At 40.3% G+C, this 23,558-nt stretch carries 24 protein-coding genes; 23 read left to right on the forward strand and 1 reads right to left on the reverse strand.

Annotation, left to right across the window (positions count from 1 at the left end; all coding sequences use genetic code 11):
- Positions 1-15 precede the first annotated feature (15 nt).
- The 15 genes from KHA95_RS21120 to rpsI (KHA95_RS23415) all read left to right on the forward strand — a co-directional run bounded on the left by KHA95_RS21120 (position 16) and on the right by rpsI (KHA95_RS23415) (position 11,916).
- Positions 16-327: a KOW domain-containing RNA-binding protein gene (locus tag KHA95_RS21120; RefSeq protein ID WP_213139555.1), complete on the forward strand. Its 312-nt coding sequence runs from the start codon at positions 16-18 to the stop codon at positions 325-327.
- Positions 327-545, forward strand: coding sequence for a translation initiation factor IF-1 (gene infA, locus KHA95_RS21125; protein WP_018708754.1), 219 nt, complete (start codon positions 327-329; stop codon positions 543-545). Before KHA95_RS21120 ends, infA begins: the two co-directional genes overlap by 1 nt.
- Positions 546-581: 36 nt before the next feature.
- Positions 582-695 (forward strand): 50S ribosomal protein L36, encoded by a 114-nt coding sequence (rpmJ, locus tag KHA95_RS21130; RefSeq protein ID WP_016205879.1) that lies wholly within the window; start codon positions 582-584, stop codon positions 693-695.
- A 20-nt stretch (positions 696-715) separates the two neighbouring features.
- Positions 716-1,081, forward strand: a complete 366-nt coding sequence (rpsM, locus tag KHA95_RS21135) for a 30S ribosomal protein S13 (RefSeq protein WP_213139556.1) — start codon at positions 716-718, stop codon at positions 1,079-1,081.
- 25 nt (positions 1,082-1,106) lie between these two features.
- Entirely contained in the window at positions 1,107-1,496 is a 390-nt protein-coding gene (rpsK, locus tag KHA95_RS21140; RefSeq protein WP_213139557.1) for a 30S ribosomal protein S11, read from the forward strand.
- Positions 1,497-1,680: 184 nt separating this feature from the next.
- A complete protein-coding gene (locus KHA95_RS21145; protein ID WP_213139558.1) occupies positions 1,681-2,625 on the forward strand; it encodes a DNA-directed RNA polymerase subunit alpha in 945 nt (314 codons plus the stop codon).
- A gap of 40 nt (positions 2,626-2,665) precedes the next feature.
- Positions 2,666-3,028: a 50S ribosomal protein L17 gene (gene rplQ, locus KHA95_RS21150; RefSeq protein ID WP_213139559.1), complete on the forward strand. Its 363-nt coding sequence runs from the start codon at positions 2,666-2,668 to the stop codon at positions 3,026-3,028.
- Between the two features lie 457 nt (positions 3,029-3,485).
- Positions 3,486-4,361, forward strand: a complete 876-nt coding sequence (locus KHA95_RS21155; RefSeq protein WP_213139560.1) for an energy-coupling factor ABC transporter ATP-binding protein — start codon at positions 3,486-3,488, stop codon at positions 4,359-4,361.
- On the forward strand, positions 4,337-5,206 hold the full coding sequence (locus KHA95_RS21160; protein ID WP_213139561.1) for an energy-coupling factor ABC transporter ATP-binding protein: 870 nt from the start codon (positions 4,337-4,339) through the stop codon (positions 5,204-5,206). The genes KHA95_RS21155 and KHA95_RS21160 overlap by 25 nt, the downstream gene beginning before the upstream one ends.
- Complete coding sequence (locus KHA95_RS21165; protein WP_213139562.1) at positions 5,203-6,000, forward strand: energy-coupling factor transporter transmembrane component T family protein; 798 nt, start codon at positions 5,203-5,205, stop codon at positions 5,998-6,000. The genes KHA95_RS21160 and KHA95_RS21165 overlap by 4 nt, the downstream gene beginning before the upstream one ends.
- A 17-nt stretch (positions 6,001-6,017) precedes the next feature.
- Positions 6,018-6,761: a tRNA pseudouridine(38-40) synthase TruA gene (gene truA, locus KHA95_RS21170; RefSeq protein ID WP_213139563.1), complete on the forward strand. Its 744-nt coding sequence runs from the start codon at positions 6,018-6,020 to the stop codon at positions 6,759-6,761.
- Positions 6,762-6,911: 150 nt separating this feature from the next.
- Complete coding sequence (rplM, locus tag KHA95_RS21175) at positions 6,912-7,349, forward strand: 50S ribosomal protein L13 (protein ID WP_213139564.1); 438 nt, start codon at positions 6,912-6,914, stop codon at positions 7,347-7,349.
- A gap of 19 nt (positions 7,350-7,368) precedes the next feature.
- Positions 7,369-7,761 (forward strand): 30S ribosomal protein S9, encoded by a 393-nt coding sequence (gene rpsI / locus KHA95_RS21180; RefSeq protein WP_213139565.1) that lies wholly within the window; start codon positions 7,369-7,371, stop codon positions 7,759-7,761.
- An 865-nt stretch (positions 7,762-8,626) separates the two neighbouring features.
- A complete protein-coding gene (locus KHA95_RS21185) occupies positions 8,627-11,758 on the forward strand; it encodes a hybrid sensor histidine kinase/response regulator (RefSeq protein ID WP_213139566.1) in 3,132 nt (1,043 codons plus the stop codon).
- Between the two features lie 89 nt (positions 11,759-11,847).
- Positions 11,848-11,916: a 30S ribosomal protein S9 gene (rpsI, locus tag KHA95_RS23415; protein WP_481748469.1), complete on the forward strand. Its 69-nt coding sequence runs from the start codon at positions 11,848-11,850 to the stop codon at positions 11,914-11,916.
- A gap of 635 nt (positions 11,917-12,551) precedes the next feature.
- Here the strand turns inward: rpsI (KHA95_RS23415) and KHA95_RS21190 are convergent.
- A complete protein-coding gene (locus tag KHA95_RS21190) occupies positions 12,552-13,268 on the reverse strand; it encodes a dihydropteridine reductase (protein WP_213139567.1) in 717 nt (238 codons plus the stop codon).
- 987 nt (positions 13,269-14,255) lie between these two features.
- On the opposite strand from KHA95_RS21190, the gene KHA95_RS21195 reads away from it, so the two are divergent.
- The 8 genes from KHA95_RS21195 (at position 14,256) to KHA95_RS21230 (ending at position 23,525) form a co-directional block, all read left to right on the forward strand.
- Positions 14,256-15,659, forward strand: a complete 1,404-nt coding sequence (locus KHA95_RS21195; RefSeq protein WP_213139568.1) for a sigma-54 interaction domain-containing protein — start codon at positions 14,256-14,258, stop codon at positions 15,657-15,659.
- A gap of 247 nt (positions 15,660-15,906) precedes the next feature.
- On the forward strand, positions 15,907-17,100 hold the full coding sequence (locus KHA95_RS21200) for an iron-containing alcohol dehydrogenase (RefSeq protein ID WP_213139569.1): 1,194 nt from the start codon (positions 15,907-15,909) through the stop codon (positions 17,098-17,100).
- Positions 17,101-17,112: 12 nt separating this feature from the next.
- On the forward strand, positions 17,113-18,573 hold the full coding sequence (locus KHA95_RS21205; RefSeq protein WP_213139570.1) for a CoA-acylating methylmalonate-semialdehyde dehydrogenase: 1,461 nt from the start codon (positions 17,113-17,115) through the stop codon (positions 18,571-18,573).
- 108 nt (positions 18,574-18,681) lie between these two features.
- The gene (locus KHA95_RS21210; RefSeq protein ID WP_213139571.1) at positions 18,682-19,128 is read left to right on the forward strand and encodes a 3-isopropylmalate dehydratase small subunit; all 447 of its coding nucleotides are present in this window, start codon (positions 18,682-18,684) and stop codon (positions 19,126-19,128) included.
- A complete protein-coding gene (locus KHA95_RS21215; RefSeq protein ID WP_213139572.1) occupies positions 19,116-20,138 on the forward strand; it encodes a ketopantoate reductase family protein in 1,023 nt (340 codons plus the stop codon). Before KHA95_RS21210 ends, KHA95_RS21215 begins: the two co-directional genes overlap by 13 nt.
- A gap of 27 nt (positions 20,139-20,165) precedes the next feature.
- Positions 20,166-21,431: a 3-isopropylmalate dehydratase large subunit gene (locus KHA95_RS21220; RefSeq protein WP_213139573.1), complete on the forward strand. Its 1,266-nt coding sequence runs from the start codon at positions 20,166-20,168 to the stop codon at positions 21,429-21,431.
- Between the two features lie 25 nt (positions 21,432-21,456).
- A complete protein-coding gene (locus KHA95_RS21225) occupies positions 21,457-22,230 on the forward strand; it encodes an N-acyl homoserine lactonase family protein (protein WP_213139574.1) in 774 nt (257 codons plus the stop codon).
- A 59-nt stretch (positions 22,231-22,289) separates the two neighbouring features.
- A complete protein-coding gene (locus KHA95_RS21230) occupies positions 22,290-23,525 on the forward strand; it encodes an ABC transporter substrate-binding protein (RefSeq protein WP_213139575.1) in 1,236 nt (411 codons plus the stop codon).
- The last annotated feature ends 33 nt before the right edge of the window (positions 23,526-23,558 follow it).

Here is a 23,558-nt window from a genome sequence, read left to right on the forward strand (position 1 = left end):
GTGCAGGTGATCTAATTGACAGAGTCTGATTCGACTCCCCACATAGGTCAAATCGTTCTTATTAAGAAGGGGCGAGACGCAGGACAATTCGCAGTTATTATTCGGCAGATGGATGAACGGTTCGTCCTTATCGCGGATGGTGATAAAAGAAAATATGACAATCCGAAGAAAAAGAACATCCAACATCTTGATTATTGCAACTATGTTTCTCCTGAAGTTCGAAGCAGTATTTTAGAATCCGGCCGTGTCACGAACAGAAAGTTACGATGGGCACTTGGAGAGTTTGCAGATAAAGCTATGGATGATATAGAAGGGAGACAAAATTAATGGCTAAAGAAGATGTAATTGAAGTCGAAGGTAAAGTTGTTGATACTTTGCCAAACGCTATGTTTAAGGTAGAATTAGAAAATGGTCATACGGTGCTTGCTCACGTTTCGGGTAAAATCCGCATGCATTTTATTCGCATTTTGCCTGGCGACAGAGTAACAGTTGAATTATCTCCATATGATTTAACACGCGGAAGAATCACTTATCGTTTTAAATAAACATTGCACTCCGGACTACTAAGGAGGTTATACGAAATGAAAGTAAGACCATCAGTTAAGCCGATTTGCGAAAAATGTAAAATTATTCGTAGAAAAGGCAAAGTCATGGTTATTTGTGAAAACCCAAAACATAAACAAAAACAAGGATAAAAAGGAGGTGCGTTTATACAATGGCACGTATTGCTGGTGTAGACATTCCACGTGAAAAACGTGTAGTAATTTCTTTAACATACATTTTTGGAATTGGAAGAAGCACAGCTTCGAAAGTTCTAGCTGAAGCGGGTGTTGCAGAAGACACACGTGTTCGCGACTTAACAGATGAGGAATTGGATAAAATCCGTGGAATCATCGATAACTTAAAAGTTGAAGGGGATTTACGTCGTGATATTTCCTTTAACATTAAACGCCTAATGGAAATCGGTTCATACCGCGGGCTTCGTCACCGTCGTGGACTTCCTGTGCGTGGACAAAACACGAAGAACAATGCACGTACTCGTAAAGGTCCTCGCAGAGCGATCGCAGGTAAGAAAAAATAATAAGTAAAGGAGGTTGCTTTCTAACATGGCACGTAAAACTAACACTCGTAAACGTCGTGTGAGAAAAAATATTGAAACAGGTATTGCACACATTCGTTCTACATTTAACAATACAATCGTAACAATTACTGATTCTCAAGGGAACGCTCTTTCTTGGTCATCAGCTGGAGCTCTAGGTTTCAAAGGTTCACGTAAATCGACTCCATTTGCTGCACAAATGGCTGCAGAAACAGCTGCTAAAACTTCGATGGAACATGGCTTAAAATCACTTGAAGTAACGGTGAAAGGCCCTGGTGCTGGACGTGAAGCTGCAATCCGTGCTTTACAAGCTGCAGGACTTGAAGTTACAGCTATCAGAGACGTAACACCTGTTCCTCATAACGGATGTCGTCCACCAAAACGTCGTCGTGTATAATCGTTCTGTATAATTTATGTATTACTTGGGCATACTTTGGTAATATGTGAATTTATGTACGTACGAATCAATTCTTCATCCAGTTGTTACACAAGTGGGAATGAAACATGGGGAATTTCGGAAAGGAACTATCCGCTAGGAATCCGTTCCGATGTTTCGACGTTTTGAAGGAGGGTATATTTGAATGATCGAAATTGAAAAACCAAAAATTGAAACGATTGAGATCAGCGATGATGCTAAATACGGAAAATTCGTCGTAGAGCCATTAGAACGTGGTTATGGTACTACTCTAGGTAACTCCTTACGTCGTATTTTATTATCATCACTACCTGGTGCAGCTGTTACATCGATCCAAGTGGAAGGTGTTCAGCATGAGTTTTCAACGGTTGAAGGTGTCGTTGAAGATGTTACAAATATCATCCTTAACATCAAGAAGCTAGCTTTAAAAGTTTATTCCGATGAGGAAAAAACATTAGAGATTGATGTACAAGGGGAAGGTGTCGTTAAAGCCTCTGACATTATGCATGATAGTGATGTAGAGATTCTAAATCCAGATTTGCATATTGCTACATTAGGTGAAAATGCAAACTTCCGTGTACGGATGTCGGCTAAACGTGGTCGTGGTTACACACCGGCTGATCTAAACAAACGTGATGATTTGCCAATTGGTGTTATACCAATCGATTCGATTTATACTCCTGTATCACGTGTCAATTATCAAGTTGAAAATACACGAGTGGGTCAAATGACAAACTACGATAAGCTTTCACTTGATGTATGGACAGATGGGAGCATCGGTCCGAAGGAAGCTATTTCCTTAGGAGCAAAGATCTTGACTGAGCATTTGAACATTTTCGTTGGTTTAACGGATGAAGCTCAAAATGCTGAAATCATGGTCGAAAAAGAAGAAGATCAAAAAGAAAAAGTCCTTGAAATGACAATTGAAGAGCTAGATCTTTCTGTTCGTTCTTATAACTGCTTAAAACGTGCTGGAATCAACACGGTCCAAGAACTGGCTAACAAGACGGAAGAGGACATGATGAAGGTTCGTAACTTAGGGAGAAAATCTTTAGAAGAAGTAAAAGCGAAGCTCGATGACCTTGGCCTTTCTCTTCGTAAAGATGACTGATCTTGACTTATAAACAATATCAACAAAGGAGGGAAACTTGATGTCTTACAGAAAACTAGGACGTACGAGCTCTCAACGTAAAGCGATGCTTCGTGATTTAACAACAGATCTAATCATCAGCGAGCGCATCGAAACGACTGAAGCACGCGCTAAAGAACTTCGCTCGGTTGTAGAAAAAATGATTACTCTTGGAAAACGCGGTGATTTACACGCACGCCGTCAAGCTGCTTCATTTATCCGTAAAGAAGTAGCAAATGCGGAAACAAACCAAGATGCACTTCAAAAACTATTTGCTGACATTGCTCCTCGTTATGCTGAGCGCCAAGGTGGATACACTCGTATCATGAAGCTTGGACCTCGTCGTGGTGACGGTGCACCAATGGTAGTAATTGAGTTAGTGTAATATGCTTAAAAAGTTGAAAGGGCAGGGCATCTAGTTGTCTATTGCCCTTTTCTTCAAATTTAGGAAACGTATTTGGGGGCTTGCAAGCGGTTAAGCTGACCTCACGCTTCCTACGGTAAAAGTCATAAGCGAGCGTTACGATAGGCAACATTAGAGTGTCCTGTCTAGCTCCAAGCGCCTCCTTCCTCTATTTTAAGAGTTATATCCCGATGGGGAGTGGAAACTACATGCCCGGTTTCATGGAGTGAGGCGCGGGCTTTTTTCTTTTTGTAGGTTATGTTCGAAAAGTTCAGTTAAATAATAAATGTGTTTCAACACATGGAACAAAAAATCTCTAATTCTATATGCGAAATGCGTGATTGCTAGGAAGCATTTCTTGTGCATACGCTTTGCTAATAAAGTTGTGATTTTCGAGCTTCTTGCTCGTTTTTGAACACAAAAAATATAAAGTAAAAAAATGGGCAGTAATAAACTCCTTAGAGGAGGAATTAGATTGGCAACTCCTGTAATCACCATTGACAATATTTCCTTCAGATATGAGGGCCAGGAAACAGAAGCGCTGAAAGATGTCTCTTTCAATGTTGCAGAAGGTGAATGGCTGGCAATTGTCGGACATAACGGCTCTGGCAAATCAACACTTGCTAAAATTTTGAACGGCCTTCAATTTCCTAAAAAGGGTGCTGTCACAATTCAGGGAATTTCATTAACTGAAGAGACAATTTGGGATATCCGCAAATTGGTCGGAATGGTTTTTCAAAGCCCTGACAATCAGTTTGTAGGAGCGACAGTTCAAGATGATGTGGCTTTTGGGCTAGAGAATAACGGAATCCCTTACGAAGAAATGACAATCAGAGTAAAGGACGCCCTTAAACGTGTTCATATGTCTGAATTTCTTGATCAAGAGCCACACCATCTTTCCGGCGGACAAAAACAACGAGTGGCATTGGCTGGTGTCATCGCTTTACGACCAAAGGTCATCATCTTGGATGAAGCAACTTCAATGTTAGATCCGCTAGGGAGAGAAGAGGTTATTAAGACGGTAAAAGAAGTAAAGGATGAGCAAGGGTTAACGGTTATTTCGATTACACATGATCTTGAGGAAGCGGCTCAAGCTGATCGAGTGATTGTAATGAACAAAGGTCAGGTGTTTACAGAAGGCACGCCTGAACAAATTTTTGAGCTTGAAGAAGACTTAATTAAGCTTGGACTGGACATACCCTTTCCTATTAAAATGGCAAATGCATTACAGGATCGGGGATTAGGTCTCTCAAAAAGATATTTGACAGATGAAGAGTTGGTGAATGAGCTATGGACATTGCACTTCAACAAGTAGAATATAAATATCAAGCGAACACTCCATTTGAGCGACTGGCGATTCAAAATGTAAACTTATCGATTCCTCACGGTATGTTCATGGCGTTAATCGGTCATACAGGCTCAGGGAAATCAACTGTTCTTCAACACTTAAATGCCTTACTCATACCGACAAAAGGTCGAGTCGTTCTAGGTGATCGAATCATTGGTGCGGAAAAAAAGGAAAAAAATCTAAAGTCCGTTCGTCAAAAGGTGGGGATCGTTTTTCAATTTCCTGAACACCAACTTTTCGATGAAACGGTGGAAAAAGATATTTGTTTTGGGCCAATGAATTTTGGCGTTTCGGAGGAAGAGGCGAAGAATCGCGCTAGACAATTAATCATTGATGTCGGTTTACCTGAGGAAGTTTTGCAAAAATCACCTTTTGAATTATCGGGTGGACAAATGCGACGAGTTGCTATTGCAGGTGTGTTGGCGATGGAACCAGATGTACTTGTATTAGATGAACCAACTGCCGGGCTTGATCCGAGGGGTAGGACAGAAATTATGGATATGTTTTACCGTCTCCATAAAGAAAAGGGATTATCAACGATCCTTGTCACACATAGTATGGAAGATGCCGCAAAATACGCCGATGAAATCGTCATTATGCATCATGGCCAAGTGAAAAAGACAGGAGATCCACGCTCAATCTTTTCCAATCCCGAGAAGTTGTTAGAACTCGGACTTGATGTACCTGAAGTAGTTAAATTTCAATATATGCTTGAAAGCAAGTTAAACAGAAAGTTAGACAAAACATGTTTATCAATCGACGAACTAAGTGATGCTTTAAAGGAACTAAAGGATCGAGGTGAGTCATCATGATGGAAAAGATGATCTTTGGACGTTATATACCAGGACATTCATTCGTCCATCTACTTGACCCTCGCTCAAAATTACTATTTGTATTTGGCTTTATTTGTATTGTTTTTCTAGCAAATAATTTGTATACGTATGGATTGCTTTTATTATTTGTCATGTTTATCATCTTGCTATCGAAGATGAACATTCTTTTTTTATTTAAAGGGTTACGCCCAGTCCTTTATTTAATTATCTTTACGTTTATTCTTCAGCTTTTCTTTAATAGAGAGGGAGAATTACTATTTTCATTTGGCTTTATTTCGATTTATGAAGAGGGCCTGCGGCAAGCCATTTTTATTTCCTTACGGTTTTTCTTGCTCGTATTTGTCACATCGCTTTTGACGTTAACAACAACACCGATTACATTGACAGATGGTCTGGAAACCCTTTTAAACCCGTTGAAACGAGTTAGATTTCCTGTCCACGAGCTGGCGTTAATGATGTCGATCTCATTGCGTTTTATTCCAACATTAATGGATGAAACAGATAAAATCATTAAGGCACAAACAGCAAGAGGAGTAGAGTTTACAAGCGGTCCAGTGAAGGAGCGATTTAAGGCGGTCATCCCTTTGCTGATTCCTCTTTTCGTTAGCTCCTTTAAACGTGCAGAAGAGCTTGCAACGGCAATGGAGGCAAGAGGGTACCGTGGGGGAGAAGGAAGAACGAAGTACCGAATTCTTAAATGGCGACTGCAAGATTCAATGGCCATTGGCTCGCTGCTTTTACTCGCTGTACTATTAATTGTATTAAGAACATAGATGAGAGTTGATAGCAAATGAACCGTTATAAAGGGATCGTTGCCTACGACGGATCAGGCTATGCCGGTTTCCAAATTCAAACGAATGACAAGACGATTCAAGGAATGCTGGAGCATGCCTTAAAGAAAATGCATAAAGGGACGGAAATAAAAGTAATTAGTTCCGGAAGAACCGATGCAGGAGTGCATGCCCATGGACAAGCATTTCACTTTGATTCACCGCTTGAACTTCCGTCCGATAGATGGGTAAGAGCGGTTAACGGCTTGCTTCCCCATGATATTGCGATTCAATCTGTGGAGAAGGTTGAAGCAAGCTTTCATGCCCGTTATGATGTCACTGGCAAGACATATAAATACTTTTTGTTCACAGGAAAGATTAGGGATCCGTTTAACCGAAATTTCACAACCTATTATCCGTATCGGCTAAATATCGAACTAATGCGAGCGGCTGCTCAGTACTTCGTTGGGACGCATGATTTTACAAGCTTCTGTTCCGCAAAAACAACGAAAGAGAATAAAATAAGGACGATTACGGCGCTTACGATTGAACAACAGAATGATAACATCATTTTTACATTTACAGGTAATGGCTTTCTATACAATATGGTGAGAATTATCGTTGGCACCCTGCTTAATGTCGGGAATGGCAAGGTGAAGCCAACGGACATCCCAGCTATTATGGAGGCCTGTGATCGAAAACGGGCAAGCAAAACGGCTCCTGCCACTGGGCTATATTTATGGGAAGTGTACTATGACAACTAAACCTGGCGTTTAAATATTTTCTTGACTTTTCTTGTAAAAAGTTATAAAATATCCTATGGTATTGTTTTTAACCCCACGATAAGCCCCGGAAACTTATTGTGATGAAAATAAATACGAACTTGAAACTTTATATATTTGGGAGGGTAACAAATGCGTACTACGTATATGGCTAAAGCCAGCGAAATCGACCGTAAATGGTTTGTGGTAGACGCTGAAGGCAAAACACTTGGCCGTCTTTCAACTGAAGTTGCTTCCATCTTGCGCGGTAAACATAAACCAACTTACACACCGCATGTAGATACAGGCGATCATGTAATTATTGTCAACGCTGAAAAAATCGAACTTACTGGTAAAAAACTAACTGATAAAATTTACTACCGTCACACAGGTCATGTTGGTGGTATTAAAAGCAGAACTGCATTAGAAATGCGTACGAATTATCCAGAAAAAATGCTTGAGCTTGCAATCAAAGGCATGCTTCCTAAAGGTTCTTTAGGTCGTCAAATGTTCAGAAAGCTACATGTTTATGCAGGCGCTGAGCATCCACATCAAGCACAAAAACCGCAAACTTACGAGCTTCGCGGGTAATTAAAAGGAGGGCATTATATTGGCACAAGTTCAATACTATGGTACAGGTCGCCGTAAAAGCTCTGTTGCCCGTGTACGTTTAGTACCAGGCGAAGGCCGTATCATTATTAACGATCGTGAAGTAGAAGAATACATTCCATTCGCAGCTTTACGCGAAGTAATCAAACAACCACTAGTAGCAACTGAAACAGTAGGAAGCTACAATGTGTTAGTTAACGTAAAAGGCGGCGGCTACACAGGACAAGCAGGAGCAATCCGTCACGGAATCTCTCGTGCATTGCTTGAAGTAGATCCAGAATACCGCGGCACACTTAAGCGTGAAGGACTTCTTACACGTGACCCTAGAATGAAGGAACGTAAGAAGTACGGTCTTAAAGGCGCACGTCGTGCACCACAGTTCTCAAAACGTTAATATCGTTGTTATATCAACGTTTACAGCCTGTTTGGAAGTCAATTCCAAGCAGGCTTTTTTATTTAAAAAGGTACAAAAAATGAATAGTGACTGGAGTTAGAATTCACTTCCCACTGTTGGGAGGTTCACTATTTGTGTCTTTTAGATATTCAATTAATAAATGGTTTATATGATCGTCCCTTCTTTCTGTAAGGGGAGTATAGGTGTCCATTGTTGCTATTCTTGCATGTCCCCAATCTCATCTGAATATCTTTCATTCGAGCGCCAGCTGCAAACAGCATAGAAGCATGTGTATGTCTTAATCCATGAACTTTAATATTTTCTATCTTAAACTTTTTACATACTGAATCTAATAATTCATATCGATATGCTAAGCGAAATGGTTTTTAGTTAATCCTCGGAAACAAAAAATGTTCAATTTCAGGATTCCCATGATCATTTCTTAAGTCTTTGTTAATTAGTTTCTTTAATAAATTTGACAACACTATTATACTCTTCTACTTGGCTTCAATTATTTTTTTACAGATAATTAGGTTTATAAAAAGTTGAGATGATATGATGAAAAAATTTGTTCAATTATTTGTTGATAAGTGTTCCAGTTCTAAGTGTATCTGGTGATTACAAACAAAGGAAAGTAATTCAGATGGTAAGAAGAAAAGATTGAGATTCTTGAGTCTGCTGTTACACATGGCTTGATTACAGTAGTTGCTAATCATACAGAGGGCGCTTGATACTAAACATTCATAGCATTAATTGATCTAGATAAATTCATAGATGTTAAGACATTAATAATTATTAACGTGAAATTATCAGTTGAATGTGTGAAAATGGAAATGAATTGTTCAAAGAGGGGACAAGAGCAGAAATGGTTAGCCAAAATATACATTTGAAAAAAAGACATATTTTATTAATGGTGGGATTATTATTAATCATTTTATCGGGCTCCCGTATGCTCTGGATGAACGCCTTCCAAGATCTCTCACATACGCAAATTAAAAAGGGGCAGTTGGATTTACGGGATTGGTATGCAGATGATGGTGGAGTGCTTTTACTTGATGGAGAATGGGAGTTTTACCCTTCACAATGGTTGGTTGATGGTGAGCAGCAATCTAGTTTAGACGGAAAAATGCGAAAGTTTGTTCAAGTTCCAGGCAGGTGGAACGAGAATTTTCATGATAAAGAATCAACCCCGTATGGATTTGGTTCTTATCGATTACGAATATATGTAAATCCGGAAGAGAAGATGAATTATAGTGTGTATGTATCAAGCGTACGGAGCTCTTCGGAAGTATATGTCAACGGGAGATTATTAGCTCGGTCTGGGCGGGTTGGTGAATCAGAAGATGGATACGTTGCAAAAAATCTGCCGTATTCAACAACCTTCACTGCAGATGAAAATGGTGTCATTGAGATTGTGATTCAAGCGGCAAATTTTAAAGATGTTCGCCGAAGCGGAATTATTCGTTCGATTAAATTTGGTTCAGAGGCAGCGATGTCCAAGGAAAGAAACTTGTCCTTATCCATGCAGGTTTTAGCTTCAGTTATATTTTTGATGCATTCTATTTATGCCCTTGTGCTATTTTTCCTTGGGAATCGTGAAAAAAGGTTATTATATTTTTCTTTACTAATACTTTGCGTAACATTCATGAACTTAATCAGTAACGATGAAAAATTATTCCACTTATTATTTAATATTGGGTATGAATGGGATTTTCGGATCGCGAATGCGATAATTCCAATTGCTTGCTATGCATTGTTACAGTGCCTAGATCATCGTAATCTCCCTTATTGGCGTAGGATTAGTTCAGTCTATTTAATTATCAATATCATAATGGCAGCCATTACGTTGTTTTTATCCCCAGAGCAAATAATTATGTTGTTTCCTGTTTATTATCTTTTGGCTGGTATTGCAATTGTTATCACAATGCTTACGATTATCAAGAAGTTATTTTGTGATATAAGCGGGAATGTGTTATTACTATTTTCTATTATAGCCATCAGCCATCATTTTATTTGGATAATCTATTGGAGAGAAGCTGGAATAAGTGTTGTTCATTACCCATTCGATCTGATTATTTCTGTTGGTTGTTTTGCATCTATATGGTTTAAAGCTTATTTTAATATGCATATTGAAACAGAGAAGCTTGCTGCAAAATTACAAAAAGTTAATGAGCATAAGGATCAATTTTTAGCAAACACCTCACATGAATTTAAAAACCCGCTCCACGGAATCATTAACATGTCTCAATCTGTTTTAGCTAGAGAAAAACATTTGATACAGAAAAAAAGTGTCGATGAACTTGAAATGGTTTTAACAGTTGGCCAGCGGATGACACTGCTATTAAATGATTTACTTGATGCAGCTAGCCTACGGGAAGGTAATCCACGCTTGCAAAAAAAGGTCATTGCGATTCAGCCCGTTGTGACTGGAGTGCTGGATATGCTGCAATTCATCGTTGAAATCAAGCCGGTGAAAATTGTTAATCAAGTTCCGGATGATTTTCCTCCAGTGATTGCAGACGAGAATCGAGTCATTCAAATCGTTTATAATTTGCTTCATAATGCTGTGAAATACACGAATGAAGGGGATATTTACATTCAAGCAATGGTGAAGGATGAAAGAGCATTTATTACCATATCCGATACGGGGATTGGTATGGATGAGGATTTGCTTCAGCGGCTGTTTCGCCCTTATGAGCAAGCTTCTGATGTGACAATGATTGAAGATGGTTTTGGATTAGGCTTAAGTATAAGTAAACAATTGATTGAGCTGCATGGCGGAAATTTAGAAGTATCCTCAGCCCTAGGGAAAGGATCGAAGTTTACCTTTTCGTTAATGCTGGCTTCAGAGGATGAATACGGGGAGATTGGGAATGCAGCATCAATGAAATTTCAACACTCCACATTCCAGATGATGCCTGTTAATCATTTAATCGAGTCTGCAATCGATTTGGAAAAAGTGGAAGTCTTGACTACTGTAGATCAATCCATATTAATGGAGACCGATTCCGAACGCCTGCCCATACTAATCGTTGATGATGACCCGGTAAACCTGCAGGTACTTCAATCGATCCTACCAGTTGAACAATATGATATCACTGCTGTATCGAGCGGTAAAGAGGCGCTTGATATATTGGATGAAAAGGAATGGAATTTAGTTATTTCTGATATCATGATGCCACAGATGTCCGGATATGAATTGACTAAATTGATTCGTAATCGTTATACTCTCACGGAGCTTCCTATCCTGCTACTTACTGCAAGGAGTGAACCCAAGGATATACAAGCTGGTTTTTTAGCAGGGGCCAATGACTATGTGACGAAGCCTGTTGAAATGCTGGAGTTAAGATCAAGAGTAAGGGCACTTACGATTGTAAAGAAAGTTGTGCGAGAACAATTGCAATTAGAAGCTGCATGGTTACAAGCACAAATTCAGCCACACTTTTTATTCAATACATTAAATTCCATTATCGCTTTAAGTGAAATTGATTTAGATAAGATGAGTAATCTGCTAAATGAACTTAGCGAATTTTTAAGAAATAAATTTCAGTTTCAATATATTAATGAGCTGGTCCCGATCAAAGATGAACTAAATATCGTGCGATCGTATCTTAATATTGAACAGGTACGTTTCGGGGATAGATTAGAGGTGGTTTGGGAGACGGATGTATACAATGATGTGAATATTCCTTTCCTAACGATCCAACCGTTAGTAGAAAATGCTATAAGACACGGTATTATGCGACGCATTAGTGGTGGAAAAATTGTCATTAAGGTTTCCGTTCAAGGAGGGTATGCTAAGATTTCAGTTGAAGACGATGGCGTCGGAATGGATGAAGCCCAATTGCAAAGCTTATTAGAAAGAAAGTCAGGAAGACGAATGGGTGTTGGATTAATTAATACGAATCAGCGACTAAAACGGCACTTTGGAACAGGACTAGAAATTAAAAGTACACCAGATTTAGGAACAGTAGTATCCTTTATAGTGAGTATTTAGTATTTGGTTGCTATCATTAAAATGATGCTGTAAATAGGGTATAGAATATATAACAAAAAGTCCTTGTATACTTATGAGGGCTTTTTTTATTGTTTAAAAGAGAACGTAAGAAGTACGGACTTAAAGGCGCACGTCGTGCACCGCAGTTCTCAAAATGATAAGAACCCTGTTATATCAAAGTTTACACCCATTTAGACATTATGTTCAAATGGGCGTTTTTGTATAAAAAACAGTCGAAAAATCGAAAGTAAATGTAATTTTTCCGAAAAAAATTAATCCTTTCTATTAAGGTCCATTTTAACGCTATTTTTTTGGCGTGACCTGTATGGTTTATGACTGAGTTTTCTTTCTGCCCGTCATTTTCTCCTCCCCCTCCGATATCTTTGTTTAGTAACTTGCCATCGTTGTAATGATCTGTTCACATCCTAAATACTTGCTGAATGTCTTCCCTTGCTCTTAATACAAGTAGCATAGAAGCGTGTGTTACTGTGAACCTAATATTCTTCACTTTGAATTCCTACCAGCGAATGTAGATATTCATTCTTATATCGAACTAAATTGTTTTTTTATCGTATGGATGAGGAAACATAAACTTTTTGAGGTTGGGGTTATCGTTTTATTCTCTCAAACGCCAATTTAGTTTACGAAGAAGAGGATAAAGAATATACTTAGAGCTTTTAAAGCTCAATCTGTATAAAAATTAAAGGCACAGAATTAAATCTGCACCTTTTAATGTTACACCGTTTTTTTATTCCATAATCGAACATCTTACCAAGAAAATATTTTGTCTCGCTTAAATTGACATATTAAATGATAAAAACTCAGGCAGCTGTCGTTCATGCTTGTCGAGCATAATTTGTTCTGGCTTGATGCCTTGCTCACGCAGTACTTCAATGTTCTGCACGAGGAACTCGTCGCTGCCGACAACATAGAAGAGTCCATCCTTGTCCGCAGCAAGATTTTTCACTTCTTCATAGTAGTCTTTACGGTTATCGACGAACTGTGATGTAAACTTCTTGTCAGGTGCGGATTCAAAAATATTAGTGAATAAGAAATCTTTTGATGAATCGATGTTCAGGGAATGAATTTGATTGACGTTGTCAGCACGTTCAAAATACTCAAGTACAAGCGGTCTGAAAGTTGCCAGGCCGACACCTGATGATAGCAAGTAAACATTTTTGTCTTCTCTTTTTAGAGGTACATTCGTATGAGTTTTAAATATTGCAACTTCATTGCCGACTTCAAGATTTCTTAAAATTGCTTTAAACTCAGAGCACTGTTCTTTAATGCGTGTTGTAATGCCGATTGAATTTTCATGCGGTAAAGTGGAAATTGACATATGGCGAATCAGGCTGCGGTTTGGCTTATCCCCAGCATTAAAACCTTCTAGTGCGAAGTGGGTGTGGGAACCTTCTTCCCACGTAAAGCCTTCCGGACAGTCGAGTAAGTACGTTTTAACCTGAGGCGTTTCATCAATAATCTTATTTATTTTAGTCCAATATATTTGCATCATATATTCTCCTTAATCAATTATATGTGTTGTTACTATATAGTATATAACAATTGATAACAATTCTCAATTAAATGGATTGGATATTTCAGATAATTTATGTGATTTAAATTTACTACGATTTAGAAAGGAGTCTTGAATCTGAATTATTCATAGTTCCAAATTAAAAATCAGAATAAATCTTCCACATCAAAAAGACAAAGGATAAAATGAATCTTCTTGTCTTAAAAGTAAACCAAAGCAATTCCTTAAAAACGTGCTTACGGGAATAGCATCAGCTGAAGACTCGGCAAAGAAGCGATAGTTACCATCAGCGACTGTTATATGACCTGCTTTGTGTTTATGGAGGGGGTGTCAAAGTATTTTTTATCTTGGAAATTACACAATAGGCAATAAATTAATTCTAATCGGTTGACTATTGGTATTGTGTTTCTTTGATCATGTCAATTATGTCTAACATCTGCTCAAAAGTGGCTTAACAAGTGTTAAGAAATAGCTAGTTTCTTTTGCACTAAGCGGAATTTTTAACATTCAAAGATGCGGGTAGAGTTATCCGAAATTTTAAATTATTTCCTAGACAGAATTTTACTGATCTATTATATTAATAAATAATGAAGGGGGGAATTGTGTCGAAAAATAGGACTTAACACTTAATGTAAAATTGAATCGATGAATTGAAATGAATTTTCAGTGATCTATTAAGTTAAATTAGTTATACAGCCAGCAGATAATAGCAAATCGCCCAAACTTTAATAAGATCCCTTAGATACATCGATGGAAATACGATTTCCAATTATACAGGATGGGGAAATACTACAGGATTATACATAGATGAAGTGCATGGTTGATAGAAGGGACACAAATTTTTAATCCTAATTGTCCGCAATGACGGTTTATCGAAAGCGAAGCTGTTGAAGAAATTCATAAATTGTAAGCGAGTAGCAATGATAAATGAAGCTTTTTTAAGTTACATTATGGAGGGATCTTGTGACAGATTTTCGTTCTTTAGTAAATATTTTGTCCAAAGTGATCGATCAGGCTTACGAGGGTATAGCTGTCGTGGATAAAGATGGCTATATTATTTATTTTAATGAGACTTATTGCCGTATTAAGGGAATTAAAAAAGAAGATGCCATTAAAAGGCATTGTACAGAGGTGATTGAAAATACGAGGCTACATATTGTTCTTCAGACAGGTGTACCTGAAAGAGGCAAGCTACAAACGATCGCGGGACAAGAAATGATCGTACATCGAATCCCGATTTGGGAGAATAATAAGGTAATTGCGGCGATCGGGATGCTTGTGTTTGAGGGAGTATCTGAACTTCATGAAATATTACAACGGATTGAAAATGAACGCAAGCAGGGAGTTGCTAATAACGATACTTTATCCATGAAACAAAATGAAAGTGCTTACTTTGGGTTTGAAAAAATAATTGGAAAAAGTGAAGCAATTGTAGAGACCAAGCGACTCGCCCGCAGATCAGCCAAAACATTGGCTACTGTGCTCATTACCGGTGAGAGCGGGACGGGAAAAGAATTGTTTGCAAAGGCGATCCATAGTGCCAGTCCCTATCATAAAGGTAAAATTTTGAGCATAAATTGCGCAGCAATTCCTGAACATCTTTTGGAGGCGGAATTGTTTGGTTATGATGAAGGTGCTTTTACAGGGGCTAAAAAGGGTGGCAAGCCTGGAATGTTCGAGTTAGCCAATAATGGAACCTTATTTTTGGATGAAATTGGTGATATGCCGCTTCTGACGCAATCTAAAATTTTGCGGGTATTACAGGAAAAGGAGGTTGTCCGAGTTGGTGGAGTAAAGGCATATCCAATCAACACTCGCTTTATAGCTGCTACGAATAAAGACCTTCTTGAAATGGTGAAGCAGAGGCAATTTCGAGAGGATTTATATTATCGGCTAAACATTATTCCAATTCGACTGCCACCATTGCGTGAGCGCAAAGGAGATATTCCGCTTCTGCTTTCTCATTTGGTCGAGGAGGTTGTACGACGAAATCGACTGGAGCCGAAGCAATTTACAGCTCAGACGCTTACTCGATTTATTCAATACGATTGGCCTGGAAATGTACGTGAAATGATGAATGTTGTAGAACAACTTATAAGTCTTGTGGAGGGAAGAAGTGTCACACCGGAGGATTTACCAAGCGAGTTTGCATATCTTGATGATGCCATAATAACAAAATCGAAAGTATCTTATATGCATAAGTTTCAGTCTATCCAATCTGAGCAAGATAATCTTGAAAATGATCATGACCTGATTTTACAGGTATTGAGAGAGGAGAAAGGGAATAAAACAAAGGCTGCAAAACGATTAGGAATCCATCGATCAACGCTTTATGAAAAATTGAAGAAGATAAATCTGGTGGATTAGTACTGAGCTAGATGATTCATCGCTGTGTAAGAATTTCTGTAATCAGCAACATTTGGCAGTATTTCCGACAGTAGAGACACTAGCTATCCGACATTTTTATCCGACAGTCACCCGACAATGATCCGACACCTTCCAGCAACAATGTTGCTGGAAGGTGTTTTTTAGTGTCTAAAAAGTTGGCACAAATCTTGCAATATTATACTTACAAGAGCTTAAAACTGAATATTTACAAAAAGGTGGATGATTCATGCAGCAGATTTATCGATTTCAACCACTACAAACCGTTTTTTATGGTAACGGTTCTATTAGGAAGCTAGGTGAGTTGGCACGAAAATATGGAACAAAAGCAATGATCATCAGTGACAGCATAATGGAGGGATTAGGATATGTAAATGAATGCAAAGAGATTCTAGATAGAGTGAATATTCGTTCCTCATTATATTTAGGAGTGAATTCGGAACCTACCGATCACTATGTGAAAGAATCTTTAGCGCAATTAATAGAAGAGAAGTGTGATTTGGTTATATCCATCGGGGGTGGCAGTTGTATTGACACAGCTAAGGCGATTTCGATTCTTGCCACGAATCCGGGGTATATTGGTGAGTTTATTGGGTCAGCAAGAATTGCTGAGCAAACACCACTTCCGCATATTGCGATTCCGACAACGGCAGGCACAGGCTCTGAGGCTACAGATGTAACTGTTATTTCAGCAATGAAGACCGATGTAAAAATGATGATTAAACAGCCGGCCTTTTTACCAGTTGCTGCAATCGTTGACCCATTACTAACGATGTCTGCACCCAAAAGTGTAACGGCCGCAACTGGGTTAGATGCGTTGACCCATGCAATTGAGGCTTATATTTCCACCAAAGCACAGCCGTTAACAGATATGTTTGCAATTGCTGCTATGGAAAATATCATTCCGGCGATTAAAACGGTGTATAAAAATGGCGATGATCATGATGCAAGGGGAAAAATGGCGCTAGGGTCGATGCTCGCAGGTATTGCATTTTCCAATTCGTCGGTTTGTCTTGTACATGGAATGTCTAGACCAATTGGCGCATTGTTCCACGTCCCACATGGAATGTCCAATGCGATGCTACTTCCAGTTGTTCTAGAATACAGCATGGAGCATTGTATTGATCGTTTGGCAGTCATAGGGAAAATGTTTGCGGATGAGGATGCTAGAGGAGTGGTTAGAGATTTTGCAAATCTGGCAGTGGAAAAAATAAAGGAGTTGACGGCGTATTTAAACATTCCAAATCCGAAGGAATGGGGAATTGAAGATAGCGTTTACCAACAGGCGTTACCAAAGATGGCACGGGATGCGTTGGCTAGCGGCAGTCCGCAAAATAATCCGCGGGTTCCGACTACGGAAGAGATCATCGAATTGTATAAGCTTTGTTATTCCTATAATTTTACTAAAAAGGTCAACAATTAAGGAGGGAAAACGGTGGTTACAGCTACGGAGCAACAACTGCAAAATTTTATTAATGGTAATTGGATAAGTGCGGAATCTGAGGAAAAGGAGCCTGTATTTAATCCCGCGACAGGAGAGGTATTGGCCTATGTTCCGCTTTCAAGCAAAAGTGATGTAGATGCTGCGGTACACGCGGCAAAAGAGGCATTTAAGACTTGGAGCCAAACGCCGGTTCCTAGGAGAGCAAGAATTTTGTTCAAATATCATCAGCTCATCTTGGAGCATTATGAGGATCTGGCAAAGCTGATCACAAAGGAAAATGGAAAAAATCTAGAGGAAGCAAGAGGAGAAGTGCTTCGTGGTCTGGAATGTGTTGAATTTGCCGCAGGTGCCCCGACCTTGATGATGGGCTCCGTATTGCCGGATATTGCGACAAAAATGGAGTCTGCCATGTATCACTATCCGATTGGGGTTGTAGGGGGAATCACCCCATTTAACTTTCCGATGATGGTACCTTGTTGGATGTTTCCGTTAGCGATAGCATGTGGAAATACATTCGTACTCAAGCCTTCCGAGCGTACACCTCTATTGGCGGCAAGATTAGTAGATCTATTTATGGAAGCGGGTCTTCCTAAAGGTGTGCTGAATCTCGTCAATGGCGGCCACGATGTAGTTAATGGCTTGTTAGAGCATGGCGAGGTAAAAGCAATTTCATTCGTAGGTTCACAACCTGTTGCCGAATATGTATATAAAACGGCCGCGGCTTATGGTAAACGTGTACAGGCCTTGGCTGGTGCTAAAAATCACTCGATCGTACTTAAGGACTGCAATCTTGACAAGGCAGTGCAAGGTATTTTAACTGCTGCCTTCGGAAGCGCGGGCGAGCGATGTATGGCGAGTTCCGTTGTTACGGTTGAAGAAAGCATAGCGGATTTATTTGTAGAAAAGCTTGTGGATGAAGCCGACAAGTTGAAGATAGGTAATGGACTCAAAGAAGATGTATTTCTTGGACCGGTTATTCGACAAACGCATCTGGAACGGACAAAAAGATATATCGAAATTGGTGTAGAAGAGAAAGCTGAGCTAATCCGTGATGGAAGGAAAGATGTACAGGAGGATGAACAAGGCTATTTCCTCGGACCGACAATCTTTGATCATGTTAACCCTGAAATGAAAATTTGGCAGGATGAAATTTTTGCACCAGTGCTTAGCATCGTGCGTGTAAAAAACTTAGATGAAGCCATTCAGATTGCTAATAAATCAGATTTTGCAAATGGAGCAGTTATTTATACAGAGAGCGGTAAGGCAGTGCGCCAATTTAGAGAGACGATCGATGCGGGCATGCTTGGTGTTAATGTTAACATTCCTGCCCCAATGGCGTTTTTCCCATTCTCCGGTTGGAAGAAATCATTTTACGGTGACTTGCATGCGAATGGAAAAGACGGAGTGAAATTTTACACACGTAAGAAGATGATCACGAGCCGCTGGTTGTAAATAAATCTGGGAAGGTAGGGATAAAATTTGATTCGTGAGGGTAGATGTTGGAAAGTCAGCAACGAGGTGCCGATCGACGGTGCATTGTTAGAGCTGAAGTATGTTCACATGAGACTTAATGATCCGGATGAAATCGCAAAGCATGTCCTTGCAGCCATCAAGCCCGAATTTAGTAAGGAGTGTCAGCCAGGGGATATCTTGATTGCTGGAACGCGTTTTGGACACGGTAATCCGCATGCACAGGCCTTCAAAGGGATGTATGCATTAGGCATTGGAGTTGCTGCGGAATGGATGACTCGCGGTGCATATCGGAATTGTGTGATTGCAGGTGTCCCTTTTTTACCGGAATGTCCAGGCATTACAGAGTTATGCTCTGAAGGGGATCGTATTAGAATCGATTATTCTACCGGTTTGTTTGAGAACCTGACGACAGGTGCTTCAGCAAGTTATCAGCCCATTCCAGCGAAATTAAGAGAAATGATTCAGCTAGGAGGTTCAGGGAAGTATTGGACACAAAAGTTACAAACAGGGGGGACTGATGAGTGGAAATTTTAGTCATGGGTGCGGGTACAGTTGGTAGTATTATCGGGGGATATCTCACAGGTAGCGGATACAATGTGTTACTTGCTGATGGTTGGCAAGTCAATGTAGAAGTTCTGAATCAGAAGGGCCTAAAGGTATCTGGGACACGGGGAGAGCATTCCTTTCCGGTAAAGGCTGTTCTTTATGAAGAGCTCAAGGGGCTGAATAGAAAATTCGACCTGATATTTATTAGTGTGAAATCATATGATACCGCCGCATCTTTGGAAGCCATCCGCCCATTAATGGGACCGGAAACGATTGTAATCTCTACACAAAATGGGATTAATGAAGAGATGATTGCAGCTACAATTGGATCACAACATGTAATCGGTGCGGTGACTGAAATGAGCGGCTTTATGGGAGCACCTGGGGAAGTAGTGGAGACACGCATGGGTGGAGGTTTTGTCATTGGTGAGCTAGATGGACAAATGACATCCCGCGTCAATGATATTGCTTCTATTATGGCGGGAACAGGTCAAATTCAAATATCAGAAAATGTGTTAGGGCTGTTGTGGTCTAAGCTTCTCTGGAACAGTATGATGAATCCAGTTACAGCAATTAGCGGGTTGGGCACTGGTCGAATTCTACAAAATGATCTATTTCGAAAAATTGCACTAGAGATAGGCAAGGAAGGTTATACCGTCAGTAATAAAAGGAATATCCATTTAGAACCATTGACACTAATGGGGATCGACCCGAGAAGATTTAATCCGGGGCGACCGAAGGACGTGCAGTTAGAGTACGAATCGCTCAAGCAACTGCCGGAGCCCCTCGATAAAATGCCGTCCATGGCCCAAGATATTAAAAACGGTCGAAAAACTGAGATCGATTTTATTAATGGCTTTATCGTCGAAGCTGGAAAAATATTACGAATTCCAACACCGATTAATGAAGAGGTTGTCAGCATCATGCATGAGGTGGAATCGAAACGTCTAGTTCCCTCCACTCAAATATTGGATCAGTTGGCTAGCAAGTATTTGTAACGATTTTCTATAAAGGAGGTATTGTGAGTGGGAAAAGGACAAACATTGGCGCAAAAGATATTGGCAAGGCATGTAGACCGGGAAAGAGTAGAAATTGGAGAGGTTATTTTTCCGAAATTTGATTTCTACATTTGTCAAGAAATGCCTTTCCCTGAATTTTGGAAGGAAACCGAAAGTATGGGAGTTACAGAATTGGCAAATCCGGATCGCATGATTATTGTAGCAGACCATGAGGTACCTGTTCTAAGCATGAAAGGTCGAAATCGTTGGACACGAACGTTAGAGTTAATTGATCAATTGCGGATCAAACATGTGTTTAAACCAGGAAATGCAGGCATCCAACATTTGCTATTGCCAGAAAAAGGATTCATTTTGCCGGGCCATCTGACTTGTAGTTTTGATGTACATGCGCTCAATTTCGGCGCATTAGGCTGCTATCCCTTCACCGCCGTTTATGAATTTCCCGCAGTCATGGCGACAGGGACAATTTGGTTGACCGTTCCTGAAACGATCTTGGTTCATTTAGATGGTAAGCTTCCTTATGGTTGCGGCATTCGTGATTTGGCGTTGTGTGTGATCGGAATGATCGATGCGAAAATGGCCGATTCCCGTGCTATTCAGTTTACAGGTAGCGGTGTATCAGAGCTATCAGTAAATGAGCGGATGATCTTATGTGGTGTAATGACCGAGCTTGGTGTGGAAACAACATTGATTGAGCCTGATGAAAAGGTGTTTGACTACGTGGAAAAAGTCGCCGTAGAGCCATTTGTGCCACTGTATGGGGACAAGGATGCTAGTTATGCAGCCGAATATCATATTGATCTCGGTGAGCTGGAACCAATGATTGCGAAGCCGCCAAACCCGGACAATGTCGTACCGCTTCATGAGGTGGCAGGGCTCAATATCAACTCCGCATATATTGGTAGCTGCCAATCAGGTACGATCGAAGAGCTACGTGCCGCTGCCGAAATTTTAAAGGGACGCAAGGTTCATCCGGATGTCCCCTTGCTGATTGTTCCAAGCACACAAGAGACCTATCGACAGGCCGCAGAAGAGGGCCTGGTCGAAGTATTTGCAGCTGCAAATGCGATGATGCTTGGTCCAACCTGTTCGCCTTGCTTCGGTATGGTATTCCAAATGGAGAAAGGGGAGGTGCGCATTACGACGGCAACGCGTAATGATCGCGGTCGAATGGGTAGTCTAGAATCAGATATTTATTTGGCGGGTGCAAGTGTAGTCGCTGCCTCGGCAGTTATGGGAAAAGTTACAGATCCACAAGAGCTAATGGTATAGCGGTTACAACGAAGGGGGAGATCGTATGGCATTAGAAATTAGAATTATAAATACGGGCGATGTAGAGCTAGATGCAAGCCGCAATGTTTTTGGCCACAATCCTGGCACACTTACTAAGGTTCCGGTCTATTCATTCCTTATTTTAGGCGGAGAGAAGCCGATTCTTGTTGATACTGGATTCCATAGTCCGGAAGTCATGGCTCCACGAGGCTGTAAGGCATATCAAACGGAGGAACAAAAGCTGATAAATCAATTGCAGAAATATGGGCTTAAACCAAGCGATATCGGATACCTTATCCATACACATTGCCATATTGACCATACTGGTAGGGATATTGATTTTCCCGATTCTGTTATTGTTATGCAACGTAGGGAAATGGAAACATCTGTAACAGGGCTAATGGGGGGGGTCTATCGCTATGAAGATATCGCTTATCTTTTGAAGAGAGTGTACCAACCAGGTTCAGTTTGGATGCTTGATGGCGACTTAAGCGGGCCGCAAACGATTATCCCAGGCGTGAAATGTGTGTTTGCCCGCGGGCATAGCGAGGGCAGCCAATTCATCTATGTGGAAACTTCCAAAGGCACTGCTGTCATCTGTGGAGATGTAATTTATAATATTGAACTTCAAACCCAGCATTATCGCAAAATTACAGGAAATTATTGGCCAAGCGGTAATCATGTCTGGACGAAGAAGGATGAGGTTGCTGCGATTGCCAAACTTGTTGAAGACGCAGATTATCTACTTCCATCTCATGATTATGCCGTCATGGAGAAATACGGGGATCGAATTATATAACCCTATCTATATAGCAATTCAAATTACTATAACTTTAGACTATTGGGAGGTCGCCTGAAATGGAAAATTTAAAGTCGAAAAAATCAAACATATTATTGTTAGCGCTTTCCTTGGTGTTGTCGCTAGTACTGGGTGCGTGCGACGGTAGCAGCTCGAACGGCAATTCCTCCTCTAACTCGGGCAATAATGGAGATGGCTCTTCCTCTGCGGCAGAAGAATTAAAAATCGGCGTTGTAGCTCCCCTTTCCGGAGCAGGTGCGGCTTGGGGGATTGCAGTCCAAGCTGGCGCGGAGATTGCCGCAGATGAGATCAATGAACAAGGAGGTCTGGAGGTTAATGGGGTGACTCATAAAGTCAAAGTCATTCCATACGATTCCGAATATACGGCGCAAGGTGTAGTAACAGCTACAAACCGTCTCGTCAATATCGACAAAGTTAACTTTATTGTCGGTCCAATTGAGTCATCCGGTATTGTACCAATGCAAGAAGTAACGGAGCCAAATAAAGTCATCATTATGTCAGATACATTTACACCGAAGGCATTGTCTCCTGAGAAGCCGTTCACGTTTCGCGTTGAGCCAACAGCAGAAGAAATGGCAGGACCGATGATTCGCTGGATGAAAGAAAATTATTCCGAGCTAAAAACCGTAGCAATTATCTCACCTAACGATGAAACAGGTTGGGATATGGAAGAACAAATTAATCAAGCGTATGTTGCGGAAGGCTATGAAATTGTTGATTCCATTTTCTATGAAAGGGGTACGCAAGATTTCAGCACAATTTTATCTAAACTTATCCAAATGCAGCCAGACATTCTTGAACTTGGTGGGTCGTCCCCAGGAGACTCGTCCCTCATAGTAAAGCAAATTAAAGAGCTTGGATTCAAGGGGCAACTTGTAAAAATTGGCGGTGAGGCGACGAAGGAAATTCTTCAGGTTACTGGTCCAGAGGCTCTCGAGGGATTTTTGCACTATACGCCTACAGATCCGAACGAGCCTGGAATCGCCGAATTGACTGCTAAATTTGAAGCAAAGTACAACGGTGTAATGCCTGGTACAACAACTTACTTTTACGATGGTACACATTTGTTGTTCCAAGCAATCAAAGAGGCAGGAACTACAACAGATACAGAAGGAGTTGCACAAGCACTTCGTAAAATTGAAACGTTCGAAGGTGTGCTAGGCAAAAGCTTTTGGACTGGTATGGATTCTTATGGTATCAACCAGCAATTAATGACCTCTATATACGTTGGCTTGTTTGAAAATGGCCAAGTCACGGCAGTGCAAGTTCAATAATATGGCCGGGTCAGAGCCTCTCAATTATAATTA

Origin of the sequence: Bacillus sp. FJAT-50079, assembly GCF_018343515.1 — a bacterium.
Classification (GTDB): Bacteria; Bacillota; Bacilli; order Bacillales; family Bacillaceae_C; genus Lederbergia.